Annotated in this window: 11 protein-coding genes; 8 read left to right on the forward strand and 3 right to left on the reverse strand. The window is 56.2% G+C overall.

The features are described 5' to 3' along the window. Window positions 1–78: 78 nt before the first annotated feature. Entirely contained in the window at window positions 79–957 is an 879-nt protein-coding gene (gene murB / locus Pla52o_RS21620) for a UDP-N-acetylmuramate dehydrogenase (RefSeq protein WP_146596717.1), read from the forward strand. A 134-nt stretch (window positions 958–1,091) separates the two neighbouring features. Then, a complete protein-coding gene (locus Pla52o_RS21625) occupies window positions 1,092–1,949 on the forward strand; it encodes a cell division protein FtsQ/DivIB (protein WP_231612557.1) in 858 nt (285 codons plus the stop codon). Between the two features lie 483 nt (window positions 1,950–2,432). Here the strand turns inward: Pla52o_RS21625 and Pla52o_RS21630 are convergent, their stop codons facing one another. Then, the gene (locus Pla52o_RS21630; protein ID WP_146596719.1) at window positions 2,433–3,482 is read right to left on the reverse strand and encodes a hypothetical protein; all 1,050 of its coding nucleotides are present in this window, start codon (window positions 3,480–3,482) and stop codon (window positions 2,433–2,435) included. Between the two features lie 825 nt (window positions 3,483–4,307). On the opposite strand from Pla52o_RS21630, the gene Pla52o_RS21635 reads away from it, so the two are divergent. Further along, on the forward strand, window positions 4,308–5,981 hold the full coding sequence (locus Pla52o_RS21635; RefSeq protein ID WP_146596720.1) for a S41 family peptidase: 1,674 nt from the start codon (window positions 4,308–4,310) through the stop codon (window positions 5,979–5,981). Between the two features lie 194 nt (window positions 5,982–6,175). On the opposite strand, the gene aspS is transcribed toward Pla52o_RS21635, so the two are convergent. Both aspS and Pla52o_RS21645 read right to left on the reverse strand, forming a co-directional pair. Next, entirely contained in the window at window positions 6,176–7,954 is a 1,779-nt protein-coding gene (gene aspS, locus Pla52o_RS21640) for an aspartate--tRNA ligase (protein WP_146596721.1), read from the reverse strand. A 222-nt stretch (window positions 7,955–8,176) separates the two neighbouring features. Further along, entirely contained in the window at window positions 8,177–9,691 is a 1,515-nt protein-coding gene (locus tag Pla52o_RS21645) for an MFS transporter (protein ID WP_146596722.1), read from the reverse strand. Between the two features lie 236 nt (window positions 9,692–9,927). On the opposite strand from Pla52o_RS21645, the gene Pla52o_RS21650 reads away from it, so the two are divergent. From Pla52o_RS21650 to Pla52o_RS21670, 5 genes are all read left to right on the forward strand, one after another. After that, the gene (locus Pla52o_RS21650; RefSeq protein WP_146596723.1) at window positions 9,928–10,479 is read left to right on the forward strand and encodes a glutathione peroxidase; all 552 of its coding nucleotides are present in this window, start codon (window positions 9,928–9,930) and stop codon (window positions 10,477–10,479) included. A gap of 249 nt (window positions 10,480–10,728) precedes the next feature. Further along, entirely contained in the window at window positions 10,729–11,607 is an 879-nt protein-coding gene (locus Pla52o_RS21655) for a GDSL-type esterase/lipase family protein (RefSeq protein WP_146596724.1), read from the forward strand. Window positions 11,608–11,763: 156 nt separating this feature from the next. After that, on the forward strand, window positions 11,764–13,089 hold the full coding sequence (locus Pla52o_RS21660) for an adenylosuccinate synthase (RefSeq protein ID WP_197169418.1): 1,326 nt from the start codon (window positions 11,764–11,766) through the stop codon (window positions 13,087–13,089). Window positions 13,090–13,119: 30 nt separating this feature from the next. Next, window positions 13,120–13,881, forward strand: coding sequence for a polyprenyl diphosphate synthase (gene uppS, locus Pla52o_RS21665; protein WP_146596725.1), 762 nt, complete (start codon window positions 13,120–13,122; stop codon window positions 13,879–13,881). Window positions 13,882–14,084: 203 nt separating this feature from the next. Then, window positions 14,085–15,071, forward strand: a complete 987-nt coding sequence (locus Pla52o_RS21670; RefSeq protein WP_146596726.1) for a phosphatidate cytidylyltransferase — start codon at window positions 14,085–14,087, stop codon at window positions 15,069–15,071. Window positions 15,072–15,167: the final 96 nt, after the last annotated feature.

A 15,167-nucleotide genomic window follows, 5' to 3' on the forward strand; every position in this document is an offset into this window, starting at 1 on the left:
TCATATCGGTTATCCTGTGTAGCGATTGACCGTACTCGAAATCGACTGAAATCGAAATCAACAAGGCAGACCCAAAGCATGAGTTTCTCTGAGGACCTGGACCATCTGATTCGCACTGACGAACCTCTCTCACCGTTGGTTTGGCTTGGTATCGGCGGCCCCGCTCGTTTTTTCGCGGAACCGGTCGACGAAGCCGAGCTGCAACGGATTTATCGTGAAGCGAGTGAAGCAGGGCTCGCCATCCGCATCCTCGGCGGGGGTAGCAATGTGTTGGTCCGCGAATCGGGCTTTGATGGCTTGGTGATTTCGCTGGCCGCTGCAGCCACCAGCGAATTGGCGATTGAAGAAAATAAGTTGATCGCCGGCGCTGGTGCGAAATTATCGCACGCAGTGATCAAATCGGTCGGCGCCGGGCTAGGCGGACTCGAACACCTCGTCGGGATCCCCGGCACCGTCGGCGGCGCGGTCGTGGGCAACGTATCCAACGGCGGCCGTGACATCGGATCGGTCGTGGAAAGCATTACGGTGATCGAAAACGACGGTACCACCCGCGTCCTAACGCAACACGAAGCGGGCTTTTCCCACCGCAAAACGTCGCTCAATGGCCTCGGGGTCCTGAAGGTCACCTTCGCACTTGAACCCCGCGATGTCTCGGCGTTGACCAAACGGATGCAGAAACAGTGGATCAGCCGCAATGCCGCTCGCCCCAGCGAACAACGCCGCATCGCCACCCCGTTTGTCGATCCCGATGGAATCCCCGCCAATACGTTGATCCAAAACTGTGGTCTGGCGGGGGTTCGCGAGGGGGAGGTGTCGCTCGACACGACTCATCCTCAGTACTTGATCGCTCATACCGGAGCGACGAGCGAACAATGCCTGAAATTGATTGAACGCGTACGTGAACAGGTGCTCCTGCAAACGGGGATCGACTTGCAATTGAATCTACAGATTTGGTAGACAAGCGACTTGGCGATCCGACTCGCAGCGAGAACCGGATCGCAAGCGGAACCGATTTTTCGGCGATGCGAACCCCGACGCGGCGCATGGTGCGACGAAACAACAATGGATTGTAAGAGGCAACCCCGGTGGCGATGAAATCGAATCGCGAAGACCGCCCACGCCCGATTCGCGACCTGATCCGGCGGCTGATCGTGGCCCCGGCGGCGTTATCCTTCATTTGGCCTGTGTTGCTGATCGTGGGCGGCTACGTGGCCTGGGATCGTTGGGGTGCCGAACACGTCGCCTCGCAATTCTATGGCGTCCAACTCGACCAAATTAAGGTCACCGCGCCCCCGAACTATGTCCGCACCGATGTGTCGGAGACCGTTTTTCGCGACACCGCTCTCGACCAACTTTCGCTGCTGGATGTCCAAGCGACCGCCAAAATTGCCTCGGCGTTTTCAACCCACCCGTGGGTCAGCCGAGTGATCAGCGTCCGTAAATTGCCGGGAGGCAACGTGGACGTTCATCTCGAGTATCGACGCCCCGTCGCGATGGTCCATGTCTTCAAACCCAACCAAAGCGAGTCAGGCAGTTTCTTTTTCCCGATCGATGGCACCGGCACGCTACTGCCGACGACCGAGTTCGCTCAATCCGAGACGCTCGACTACATCCATATCGAGGTGCCCGACGTCTATCCCACCGGCGTCGTCGGCGGACCATTTGGCGACACGCGGGTAGAAGCCGCAGCGAGGCTTGCCGGCGTCTTGTCCAGCGTTCGAGAGCAAGCCAAAATTCGCGCGATCGGAGTCCATGGCGACGCCCGACAAAACGACGCCCCCCAACTTGAAATCACCACCACCGACAATCGCCGATTGTTCTGGGGCAATCCGCCGGGGCTCGAAGAACGAGGGGAGCGCACCGTTGAGATGAAGATCCAGGCGTTGATCAGTGGCGAAGAGATCACCAATGCCGATCTGCGACTGGCCAATCGGCCCCCGTCGGAATGATCGCTTCGCAATGATCGCTGCTGTCACCCCAAGGGGTTGCGGCTAAGGTGGATGAAACCCAATCATCATGCCACCCAATCATCCCTCGCTTACACGTTTTGAAGTTGCGAGTTTTCCGCGACGGAATATCACTCGTGACTCGGTCTCTCGCTTACGCTTCGGGTTATGATTAGCTGGAAAAAACGGCAACCTCATAACCTTAAATCCTGACGCGTCGGGTCATGAAATATCGGGGCGAACGCTGGGCTGTTCCAACGGTGGCATTGTCGCCGGAATGGTTTACACGGGCTCCATTCCACGGGCTTGCTTTCACTGGGGCTTGCTTTCACTGGGGCTTGCTTTCACTGGCGCCAACGGCGTTAAGCAACCTAGCCCAGGGCAGGGTTTTGCGAGCACCGCGAGTAAGCCGCAACCTAGGCGGTTACGCGTCTTTCGCGGCCCAGACCAGAAGGGATGACACCGGCGTCTATCTTGCTTTGGGGTTTAGGGCGATTGCCGCGCGACTCGGCTCACCGGTTGCTCGCCCGCCTCTAGCACCGGCAACCCTACTTGTTGGAGATGCTGCTTTACCGCGATCCATTGATGTTCGCTCAGTCGTGCTTTGGCTAACGACCAAAACTCGCGGTCATTGACCATCAACATCGCAAGCGAACGAGGCGTATCATCCACTCGCGGACGAAGCATGCGAAGCGTCTCAATCACACGAGTTTGTTGCTCTAAATCAAAATCGGTTGCAAGCACTTGCTGCAACATCGGAATGACGGGTGTCCCCCAACTTAACAATTGGCGTTGCGCCGACATACGAACCCCTTGGCGTGGCGAGCGAAGTTGCTCGGCGCACCGGGCCACATCGTCCAAACCGATCTGCGGCAATTTGAATTGATCACTCAGCACCGATGCATGAATTTGATCTGAAAGTTCGGCGAGCGATTCTCCCCGCAATACCCGTGAGATCAAATTCCCATAATGAAGATCAAATACGAGGGGGTCCTGCAAACGCAGGTGAAAGAGCGTCGTACCGCGGTAGGTTTGGGTGTCTGCCCCACGCGTAATCTCCCAGCGAATCATTCCGAATTCAGGTTGATGCAAGACACAACGTTCGCCCGTGCTGAGCCATTCTGAATCGATCTTCACATCGCTGGCCTCCTGCACGCTTAGCGTAAGATGTTGGCCCGAGGGCAGCGTGGCGGCACGTTGGGCAGGGGACTGCGAAAAAACGGGCGGCGCCGAATGGGAGCGATGAGAAACATAGTGCAGCGAGGGAATTCCCCGTACCGCGGTGACGATAATCCGTTCATAACCGTCTTCGCCACTCCGCTGTTGAGCCCCCTTACGATGCCGCGGGGGATTGAGCCCTAAACGGCCTTGAATCAACTGGAACTGCACCACGCCGCTGGCTGAAAAGAAGGTGTCCGGTTGTGGCGAGGCTCGCCCTAAGGAAAGACGCTCAGCCTCGGGCGGGCTTTGAGCAAAAGTCGCCACGTATGAAACGGACAAGCCGAGAACAACGGCTAACAGCATTCGCCACTTCATCCTTGGACCCCTCAACTTTCCTCGGACTCACTCCGAGCCTCGTGGCGTGAACCACGTATGGTGTGAGGAAGCGGGGCGATTGAGCACCAGCAAGCGACGTTGCCAGCGGCGACAATCACCTGACCTTCCCCGCATGATTGGGTGCAACTTGGTATCAGTGAACGCGCATGGGCCGTGCCCGATATCGGGCACGGCCCGACGAGTCTTTCTCTATTATCGCCATAAAACTCCAATCGTTTGAAGAGAACTTTGACGCAACCTCCCCGAGTAGCGGAAAACCGCCCCCCGTTTCCCTAATCCTCACCCCCCGCGGAATCCGCAAATTCGGGGGACATTTCCCCTACACGATCGCATGTGGAACGCACCGCCGGTGGGGCGCGTGCAGGTCGGCAGGACACGATCGCATCAGCAGGGTCGATCGTTTTGACTGGTTACCCCAACGCTCCTGCCAAAATCTCGTTGCCTGCGAACTAGACAATGCGTATGTTTGAACTGGAAGCCACGACGACAGCTGAGTCGTCTCTTGTGCAGTGGAGGCACAGCGGTAGGAAACAGGCGTGAAACACACCTGTGCGGTCACACTCTCTTCAAAGTTGACCGGAAGTATCGGAATATTTGCATCGACCCATTCGCCACTTTTCGGCTTGGTCGGGTTAGCACGAATCTCCCATCTTTCCAGCACACCGTTTTTTTGACCAGGCACCCTTTGTGTCCTATATTCCCGTAGCTGTGTGGTCTGAGCGTCTTTGCACAGCTTCATCTAAACATCACCTCCCTGATGTTTAGGGGATCCTCCCGAACGATGCTCCACTGGATTTTGCTCGTATGAATCGGATCTCCCTGATCTCTATTCGTCTATCCGCTGGATATCTTTTCAGTCTGGTTGCCGCAGCGTTGCTGCTCAGCCACACCAGCCCCCTTTCCGCTCAGGTAGTCACCGCTGCCGAAGCGATCGCGGTGCATCCAGAACAGCAGGCGATCCAACGCGGACTCGAACTCGAACAGGAGCGATTGTGGGCCGATGCGGTTCGACATTACGAGGAGGCATCGAAAAAGTATCCCGCTAGCAAGTCGATCTATCAACGATTGACGATTGCCAAGCTGCATTATGACGTCAACCGTCGCTACCAAGACTCAAGCTACTTGGAATCGGTCAAGCGTCTTTCCGGCGAACAATCACTCGACTTGTACGCGGAGATCCTTGCCAACTTACAAACCCATTACGTCGATCACGTCGATTGGGCCCGCGTGATGCTGCATGGCACCGCTGCGGTAGAGGTCGCATTGACCGAAGAGAAGTTCGTCGAACAAATGCTTCCCCATGCGGACCCTGCCGCGGTGGAGCGATTTCGGCAAAACGTGCATCACCAATTGGCCAACCGCAGCACGGCGACTCGCTTTGATTTGCGAGCGAACGTGGCCTATGTAGCGGCTTTGGCAAAATCCGAAATTGGGTTGTCGCCAACCGCCACCGCATTGGAATTCATGAGTGGTGCCGTATCGACACTCGATCCTTACACTCGCTTGTTGTCGGGCGATCAACTCGACGAAATGTTTTCGAACATCGAAGGCAACTTTGTCGGTCTAGGGATTGAATTGAAAGCGGAAAGCGACTCGCTGCGAATTTTATCGGTGATCTCAGGCGGCCCCGCTGAGGAAGCAGGCTTGATCGGCGGCGATCGCATCATTCGTGTCGAACAAACCGAAACCGCCTCCGCAGACCCAGGCTACGCGGCCGATCTGTTACGCGGTCCCGAAAACTCATTCGTTTCGCTGGGCGTGTTGCGAGCGGACGGAAGCAAGCATGATCTGAAAGTCGAGCGTCGCCGCGTGGAAGTGCCTTGTGTGGAAAACGTCCACATCGTTGACACCGAAAACCGTGTCGGCTACCTGCGACTAACGAACTTTCAAAAAACAACCACTCGCGATATCGAACAAGCACTCTGGGACTTGCACCGCCAAGGGATGAAGTCGCTGATCCTGGACGTACGTGGCAATCCCGGCGGATTGCTTTCGGCGGCCGTGGAAGTAGCGGATCGCTTTCTCGGTGACGGACGGATTGTGACCACCCGTGGTCGCAACGCTCGCGAGAACTTTGATTACACCGCTCATCGCTCGAACACTTGGAACATTCCGTTAGCGGTTTTGATTGACCGCGACAGTGCGAGTGCGAGTGAAATTTTTGCGGGAGCGATCGCCGACAGCGGACGCGGTGACGTGATCGGCGAGACCAGTTACGGCAAAGGCAGTGTCCAAGGGATCTTCCGCATGCAATCCGCCAAGTTTGGACTTTGCCTAACCACGGCCAAGTTCTACTCACCCAGCGGCCGAGCGATCAGCCTAAACGGAGTCACCCCAAGCGTGCCGGTTGAACCGACCTACATCGCCGCTCGCCCCAATTCCAATGGTGAAATGACCACCGACCGTGAAGACGCTGTTTTGCAACGAGCGATCTCGCGATTGTCGGACAACAATTGGATCAGCCGCCGACCGCAATAAGCCGATCGAATGCAAACGATCGCGACCCGAGACGAAAAAAAATCCCGCTCCAATGGAGCGGGATTTTTTTTTTGCGGAAGAGGCACTTATCGAATTTTACACCGCAGTGGATCTTGCTAATGATCCCCATGCTGCATGGATCTTTAGCAAGATCCATTACCTCCGCTGTTACTTCATTCCGCGAATTCCAAACCCTACTGAGTCTTCACGCCCACGGTACGCAGGTGCAGCTCGGTGAGTTGTCCCGAATCGACTTCGCCGGGAGCCTCGGTCATCATGTCGGTGGCTTTTTGAGTCTTCGGAAACGCGATCACTTCGCGAATGTTCTCCAGCCCCGCCAACAACATCACCCAGCGATCCACGCCGAGTGCGATCCCGCCGTGTGGCGGTGCCCCGAAACGAAGTGCGTTGAGCAAGAATCCGAAACGATCTTCGGCGGTCGCTTCATCAATCCCCAACAACTCAAACACTTTCGATTGAGTCTTGGAATCGTGAATTCGAATCGTCCCTCCGCCCGCTTCGCTACCGTTGATGACCAAGTCATACGCTTGCGCGCGACAGGCCTTCGGATCGCTTTCGAGCTTTTCTAAATCGCTCGCCAACGGAGCGGTGAAGGGGTGATGCATCGCCGTCCAATTGCCCGATTCTTCGTCACGCTCGAACATCGGAAACTCGGTGATCCAACTGCAATTGAGTTGATCGGGGCCGTACAGCTTCAGCTCGGCACCTAAACGCTTGCGAAGTGCGTACAAGCCCTTACAGGTGACTTCCCAAGTATCGGCCAAGAACATCAACAAGTCGCCCGGTTCTCCCTGCATCAATTCCTTGATCTCGGCGAGATGAGCTTCGTCCAAATTCTTGCTGATCGGGCTCCACAATGTGCCGTCGTCTTCCACACGGAACCAAGCCAAACCTTTCGCCCCGAACTCTTTGACGTATTCGGTCATTTCGTCGATTTGGCGACGCGAGTACTTCGTGGCGGCCCCTTTGACGTTCATACCACGGACATAGTTACCGGCATCAGCGGTAGCTCGGAAAACACGAAAATCGGTTTTCTTGGCGACCGAGGTGACGTCAACGATCTCCATGTCAAAACGCAAATCGGGTGCGTCATGACCGTAGCGACGCATCGCTTCGTCGTAAGTCATTCGCGGAAGAGGAGTTTTGACCTCTTTGCCAAGCACTTCTTTGGCCGTCCGAGCGACCAAGCCATCAATCAACGCCATGATGTCATCGGCATCGACGAATGACATTTCGAGGTCGAGTTGGGTGAACTCGGGTTGGCGGTCGGCTCGCAAGTCTTCGTCGCGGAAACACTTCGCGACTTGCACGTAGCGATCGAACCCGGCGACCATCAGAATTTGCTTGTAAAGCTGAGGCGATTGCGGCAACGCGTAGAATTTTCCAGCGTGCACACGGCTGGGCACCAAATAATCGCGAGCTCCTTCGGGAGTGCTGCGACCGAGGATCGGCGTTTCCACATCGATAAAATCGTGCTCGGCAAAGTAGTCACGCATCACCTTGATGATGCGACTGCGTTGAATCAACGCGTTTTGCATCTCTTTGCGGCGCAGGTCCAAGAAGCGGTACTTCAGCCGCAGATCTTCGCCTGGCATATCACTTTGGCCGGGAGTGAATGGCGGGTTGGCACAAGCGTTGAGGATTTCGACGTGCTCGCAGCGAACTTCGATCGCTCCGGTAGGCAATTTATCGTTTGTTTTGCCCTCGAGCCGATCGGCGACCTTGCCTCGGATCAGAATCACGCTTTCGGCCGGGATTCGCCCCGCTTCGTCAATCAACTTGGCATCCGCTTCGGGAGGCCCCATGACGACCTGCGTCAGCCCGTAACGATCGCGCAGATCGATAAAGACGGCGCCGCCATGGTCACGTTTGCTGTCGACCCATCCACAGAGGGTCACTTCGGTTCCAATATCAGTCTTGCGGAGTTGTCCGCAGGTATGGGTGCGTAGCACAGATCGATCGGGGGCTAGGGAAACGGAATGGGTCAACGAGCAGGATTCTAGCCGCCCGAGTTGCTTTTGCTGAGTGGGGGCAAACGCCCGTGGAGCTAAAAGAAAAGCCGGCTTCGGTAACGAGGCCGGCTTTGGCTAGTTTTACATCCTGCGGACGCCGCCAAGGAACAAACGCGAGCGTGCCTCGCGAGTCCCTAGGGAAAGTGGCTACGAGGGGAGGGCTTAGAGCTCGGTTCCGGGAGCTTCATCGGCGAGCGAGGCGTCTCCCTTCTGTTTTGGTGCCTTGAAACAGAAAATCAGAATCAAGTACAAAATCGCCATCGCCGCGGGGACCAATGCAGTCGCTCGAATCGCCATCCGACTGCCGTATAGGGCCGCTTCGCTGGTCGGAGCCGCATCGACCGGGGCATATCCCTTGTTGGTTTGCCACCAATCGTATTGGTTGCGAAGTCCCTCGAATTTCTTGCTCGACCATTCCTCGCCGGCGATCGTCTTTTCGTTCTCAATCGACGCCCCACTATCGGCAAGCATCCCCGCTTTCGCCCCGTCGATGCCGACGATCGGTGGGAAGACCAAGAACTGGTTCTCGTTAGGAGCTTTCACTCGCTCGAACGTTTCCGGAGCGTTCGCTTGGATGTACTGCGACGAGAAGTAATCTTGCTTGTATCCAATTCCAGGGCCGCCCAGCAATCCAGCCGAGGTCATTCCGGCAAACCCCATCATCGCCATCGCAACGGTGGCGCTTTGCGGATAGCGTTCGCCAACCACCCCCAACATCGTCGGCCACAGGAAGGTTTTACCTAACGCGTACACGGTCGCAGCAAGGAACATGAAGTAAACGTTGGTTCCGATGCTAATCAAGTACAACCCGGTCGCTCCGATACAGGCACTGAAGAACAGCAACCCCAGCGACGAAATTTTATGAACGATCGGTCCCGCAAAGAATCGCAACCCGGTCATCAACAGCGAAGTGTAGATAAACAACGCGGTGCCCAACGTTGCACTTTTCAAAATGCTGCTGGTGATTTTATTGATCCAACTGTCGGTTCCCAACTCGACGTAACCGACCAAGGCGTGGGTCAACAACAGAATGACAAAAAACGGAGCGATCAACTTGGCAATCATGCCACCGTAAGAAACCGTCCCCGATTGTGCATCGGTTTGAGGGAACCGTTCCTTCACCGCGATGAAACCGTACATGGCGGTTGGAATCAGGTAGGTCGCCAGCAGGATTTCCCAGCCAACGCTGCCTTTCAAAAATACGATCAAACCGCCGATGACCAATCCGGCAGGCCAACCGGCGTGCAAAATATTCAGGTAATGGGTCTTCTGTTCCGGATAGATCGCAGCGGTCAACGGGTTGATGACTCCTTCGCAAATCCCGTTACCGACCGCGAAAATGAACGCGGACCAAAACAAGATCATGTAAACCGCATCCTTACCGGCGGCGTTAAAAACGGGGGTCGCCGAGAACAACATCACCGCGGAAATCACGTGACACACCAGCGCCGCCAACATCAGCGGCTTGTACCCAACCCAGTCGGTCAGAAAACCCGCCAAGAGGATCACGATCCCGAATCCAAGCAATCCACCGCCGGTGATTTGCCCTAACTCGGTCATGGTGAACCCGTACTGGGTCGACCAAACATCAAGCAGCCCGGCTCGCACGGCAAAACCGATACCGGCAGCAATCAAGGCCAGAAAGCCTGCAGAGAGAAGAAGTTTTCGGTTTTCCATAAGGCCGGCTCTGTCCGTTGGAGGGGGGGGTGAAATGCAGCTTAACCACGAAATGCTGGCAATCGTAAGTGGTTTCGTCAAGTAAGTCTGCCTTTATTTGGGCAGCAATGTGAGATTAATCCACCACAATGCTCGCTGCCACTGACTCGCTCGCTATACTTTCTCTAAACAATCTCTTTGCTGCTAACACGGCTAACCCCAACCTCCCCCCCCCTCCTACCTACCGGAGCCTCTGGATGCGTTTTCTACTTGCCACAGCCTTCCTATGCGGAGTTTTCACGACCATGGCGACTGCCGATGAGCACGAATGCGCCCTCGATTTCAAGGTCAAAAACATCGATGGCGAAACCGTTGATCTCGAAGATTACGAGGGCAATGTTGTATTGATCGTCAACACGGCGAGCGAGTGCGGGTTGACCCCTCAGTACGCAGGACTGCAAGAGTTGTACAAAAAGTACGAGGAAAAAGGCTTCGTCGTGCTCGGTTTCCCCTGCAACCAATTTGGTAGCCAAGAGCCCGGCAGCGAAGCCGACATCAAATCGTTCTGCTCGACGAAGTACAACGTCACCTTCCCGATGTTCAGCAAAGTGGACGTCAACGGCAAAGACGCCACCGCGATCTACAAGTACATGACCAGCAAGGACGTCAAACCCGCTGGGAAAGGCAAAGTCAGCTGGAACTTCGAAAAGTTTCTAATCGACCGCGATGGAAACCTGATCAATCGATTCAGCCCGCGAACCGCTCCAGACGATGCGGAACTCGTCAAAGCGATCGAATCGCAACTGTAATCGCCGCTGCACGAAATCGTGATCAAGCCAATCCAATGGCGAGTCGCTCGACGGGCGACTCGCCGTTTATCATTGGGTTTCACTGCGTCGCGTTCGCGTTTCCCTGTGATTTCGCAGACCTGTGATTTCGCAGACCTTGATTCCGCAGACCTTGATTCCGCAGACCTTGATTCCGCAGACATCTCTAGATTTTGCATACATTCCTGTGCCCCCCCCCGCCTTCCGACCACTTCGCCGAAGATGCCCGCCATGCGTCCCCTCTCCCTTTTCGTAGCGACCTTCGTCGGCTTTGCCGCCCCCTGTTTCTTCGCGTCACTGAGTAGCGTGGCCGACCAACCGCAGCCGCTGCTTCGCCCCCATGATCGGGTGGCGATCGTGGGTGGAACGGTCGTCGAGCGGATGCAGCACAGCGGTCAACTCGAAGCGCAAATGCAAACCCGCCGCCCCGAATGGAAATTGACCGTGCGAAACCTCGGCTGGTCCGGAGATGACGTTCATGGCTACGCCCGCAAACGCTTTGATTCGCCCAAAGGAGGCTATGCGCGACTGTTGGCCGATATCGAACTGGCCAATCCCACGGTCGTGTTACTGGCATACGGATTTGCCGAAGCCAGCGACGGAGAAGACGCGGTGGCAAGGTTCTCCGAGGGCTTGAAACGGTTGGTTGATCATCTGAAGCAAGCGAACCGACGGGTTATTTTGATCACCCCATTTGCGCTGCCCGGCTATAAAACCGAAAACTACCAGGCTTTGATCGCCCAGACTCGCCAAATCACCCAAGCGATTGGAAGCGAAACCGATTCTCCCGTGGCATCAATCCAATGGGAACCGAGCGGCGAACAGCTAACCGCCGACGGTTTGTGCCCCAACGAGGCGGGATTTGCGGTTTTAGCAAACGAGCTTTCCGATGCCTTGGTGGGCGGAGACTCCCAACGGCCTTCGCACGAACTGCGTGAGCAGATCGTGCGGAAAAACGAGCTATTTTTCAACCAATACCGCCCTCAGAACGAGACGTATTTGTTGTTATTTCGCAAGCACGAACAGGGGAACAATGCTGCCGAAATTGCGGAGTTCACTCCGCTGATTCAATCGGCCGACGAAAAAATTTGGCAAATTGCCCGCCCCTAAGCGGTAGCGGGCCCCCGATTTTTGCGAGACTTGTTCTCTGCGACTTGTTCTCCGCCTGCTTGCCAGCATCCGCGTCGGGGCTTAGGCTTTTCCGTTTGCGCCGTGGGGAGTTCCCCTCGGGAATTTCCCCCCCCAAAGTTCTTGGGAGTTCGTTTGGTGTCGGGTACTTGTGTCATTGGTCTGCAGTGGGGTGACGAGGCGAAAGGCAAGCTTGTCGATCTGCTTGCGCCTCAATTCGATATCGTGGTTCGCTACCAAGGGGGTGCCAACGCTGGGCACACCGTGGTCGCTGGCGATGAAACCTACAAATTGCACCACATCCCTAGCGGGATCTTGCACTCTCAGGTGCAAAACCTCATCACGCCTGGCGTGGTGATCAATCCGTCGACGATGCTCGACGAAATCGATGCATTGGCGCCTCGCGGGGTCGACTGTGCAAAGAATCTGATGATCAGCGAGCGTGCTCACTTGGTGATGCCGTGGCATATCGCTGAGGATCGCCAGATCAACGCGACCGAAGTCCGCGGTGAATCGATCGGTACCACGAACCGAGGAATCGGTCCGTGTTACCGCGACAAGGTCGGACGTACTCATGCGATTCGCATGACTGACTTAGTCCAACCGCAACGCGATGAACGCATCCGTACGGTAGCGGAGCAAAAAATCCAGCTGCTGAAAAACCTGGGCGCCTCCGAAGAGGAACTGCAAAAGATCGCCCCCGAAGTCGTCGTACCTCTAGCCGCCTCATGGGCCAAACGCCTCGAAGGCATGATTGGCGATACCACCGATCTGCTGCTCGATGCTGCCGAAGCGGACAAACGGATCTTGTTCGAAGGTGCCCAAGGCGCCCTGTTGGACATCGACCACGGTACGTATCCGTTTGTAACCAGCAGCAACAGCAGCGGCGTAGGCGTTTGTGCCGGTGCCGGCGTCCCACCGAAGTGGATCAACACGGTACTCGGCGTTTGCAAAGCCTACAGCACACGAGTGGGCGGCGGCCCCTTCGTCACCGAACTCGAAGACGCAACCGGAGATCGAATCCGTCAACTCGGCAACGAGTACGGAACCACGACCGGACGTCCACGGCGATGCGGTTGGTTTGATGCGGTTGCGGTTCGCTACACCGCACGACTCAGTGGTGTCACCCGCTTGGCGCTGATGATGATGGACGTTCTGGCTCACTTGGACGAGCTGAAGGTTTGCGTTGCCTATGAATTGGATGGCAAACGTATCGAACGCTTCCCAAGTCACGCGGACGAATTGCGTCGCTGCAAACCGATCTACGAAACGATCCCAGGCTGGAAACAACCGGTCGACGATGTTCGTCGCGTGGACCAATTCCCTGAAGGCGCGTTGGCTTATGTCCGCCGGATTGAAGAACTAGTCGGGGTTCCCGTCGGTGTCCTATCGGTTGGCCCGGACCGTGCCCAAACGATCTTCACCGAGGCCGCGTCGGAACTTGCGTTGCAATCGATTGGCTAGAGGAATCATCGCTGCTGAGGCGAACCCAAGATGAAGGATCCAATCAAAGCCATTGAGGATACATCCAGCGAACGTGGCGAGACAAAACGTCCTCGCCACATCGCGATCATTATGGATGGCAATGGCCGTTGGGCTCAAACACGTGGGTTGCCTCGCATCGAAGGCCATCGCCGAGGGGTCGAAACGGTTCGCATGATTAGCGAAACGGCTAGCGAGCTAAAGATCGATGCGATCACACTGTATTGCTTGTCGAGCGAGAACTGGAAACGCCCTGAAACGGAACTCCAGTTCCTGATGCACTTGCTCGAGCAATACATGGTCGAGGAACGCCGAACGATCATGGACCAGGGATTGCGGTTGAAGACGATCGGACGACGCGACCGATTGCCCGAGAACGTGCTGCAAGCAATGGACAAGACGTTGGCCATGTCCGCAAACAATCCTGGGACACAACTCGTGCTCGCGATTGACTACGGTGGACGCGACGAGATCACCCACGTGGCGCGTCAATTGGCTCGCGAAGTGGCCCAAGGTTCGCTTAGCGAGAGCGATATCAGCGAAGACTTGATCAACAACCGACTGTACACGGCGGGGTTGCCCGATGTCGATTTGATGATTCGCACGGGGGGCGACATGCGGGTGAGCAACTTCCTGCTTTGGCAATTGAGTTACTCCGAGCTATGGATCACCGACAAGTGTTGGCCCGAGTTCACCCGCGAGCAGTTTCTAGGTGCGATTGATGACTTTGCGATGCGGCAACGCCGCTTCGGTGGGTTGAATGTGAATGAGTGACCGTGTGCATGAGTGACGGTGTGCATGAGTGACGGTGTCTCCAACGCAGCAGACCTGAATGACAGTGCAAAGGATTAGCCGAAAGCCGTTGATCGCTCCGCGGTCAAAACGTGGGCATCGTCGTTGATCGCTCCGCGGTCAAAACGTGGGCCTCCAGAGCAGACCACGCCCCAAATTCCCCGCTCATCGCATAGGAAAAACGCGTGCTCATTGACCGACTAAAAACTTCGGCTGTATTGATTACCATCGTTTGCGTCTTGATCTATCTTGATGCAACGTATTCGCTCCGAAACGCAGAAGGGCTGTGGCTGGTGCCACTGCTATTGTTCTTTGCGATCGGCACCGCGTGGGATTTATCCTCATTGTTATTAGCAAGCGGCCGCAATGTCTCGCGGGCGGTCGTGATGTTCAACACCGCCATGGTCACGATGTCGGCTTGCGTTCCGATGGGTTGGCCGTTTTTCGGTTTGGAGTATCCCGCCGATTGCCCGATCGGACGATTGGGCTGGATTGTCGCAGCCTCCGTCGCGGCGATCATGGTCACGCTCGGTTGCGAAATGTGGACTTACGGAAGACCTGAGGTCCCCAGGGAAAAAGGCTACGCGATCGACCGCACCTTGTCCGCTGTTTTTGTGTCCCTCTACGTTGGCCTGCCGATGGCGTTATTGGTTTCGCTGCGCTCACTGGAATCCGTGGGTTCGTTGGCGTTGGATTCCAGCTCCACCAGCGGTGGCAACTGGGGGTTGGCGGCGCTGATCACGATGATTGCGGTCACCAAATCAGCCGATGCGGGTGCCTACTTTGTGGGACGTGCGGTCGGGCGACACAAATTGATCCCACGACTCAGCCCTGGAAAAACCTGGGAGGGTGCTGGCGGCGGAATTTTAACCAGCACGATCGTTGCATTCGCTTGCCTGCGTTGGCTTTTCCCAGAGCTCTCACCCTCCGGGGGGGCACTTTCTTTGCTGCACTGCCTCACGGGGGCTATGGTGCTAGGACCGGTGTTAGCGATCACCGGAATAATGGGTGATTTGGCGGAATCGCTGGTAAAACGCGATGCGGGCGTCAAAGACAGCGGCTCGTGGCTGCCCGGATTGGGGGGGGTCTGGGACGTGACCGATTCGTTAATCGCCGCATCGATGCCTGCGTTTCTGTGTTTTGCCGCCGGTGTGGCGGGCCCAACGGGGTGAGAAAAACGTTTCTGTACTCGGCGATTTCGGATGTAATACAGGGACTCGCTCATTATAGAATCAAGCGAAGTAGAAGACTGACACTTTCAGGCATTT

The sequence above is a fragment of the Novipirellula galeiformis genome, from assembly GCF_007860095.1.
GTDB classification, from domain to species: Bacteria; Planctomycetota; Planctomycetia; order Pirellulales; family Pirellulaceae; genus Novipirellula; species Novipirellula galeiformis.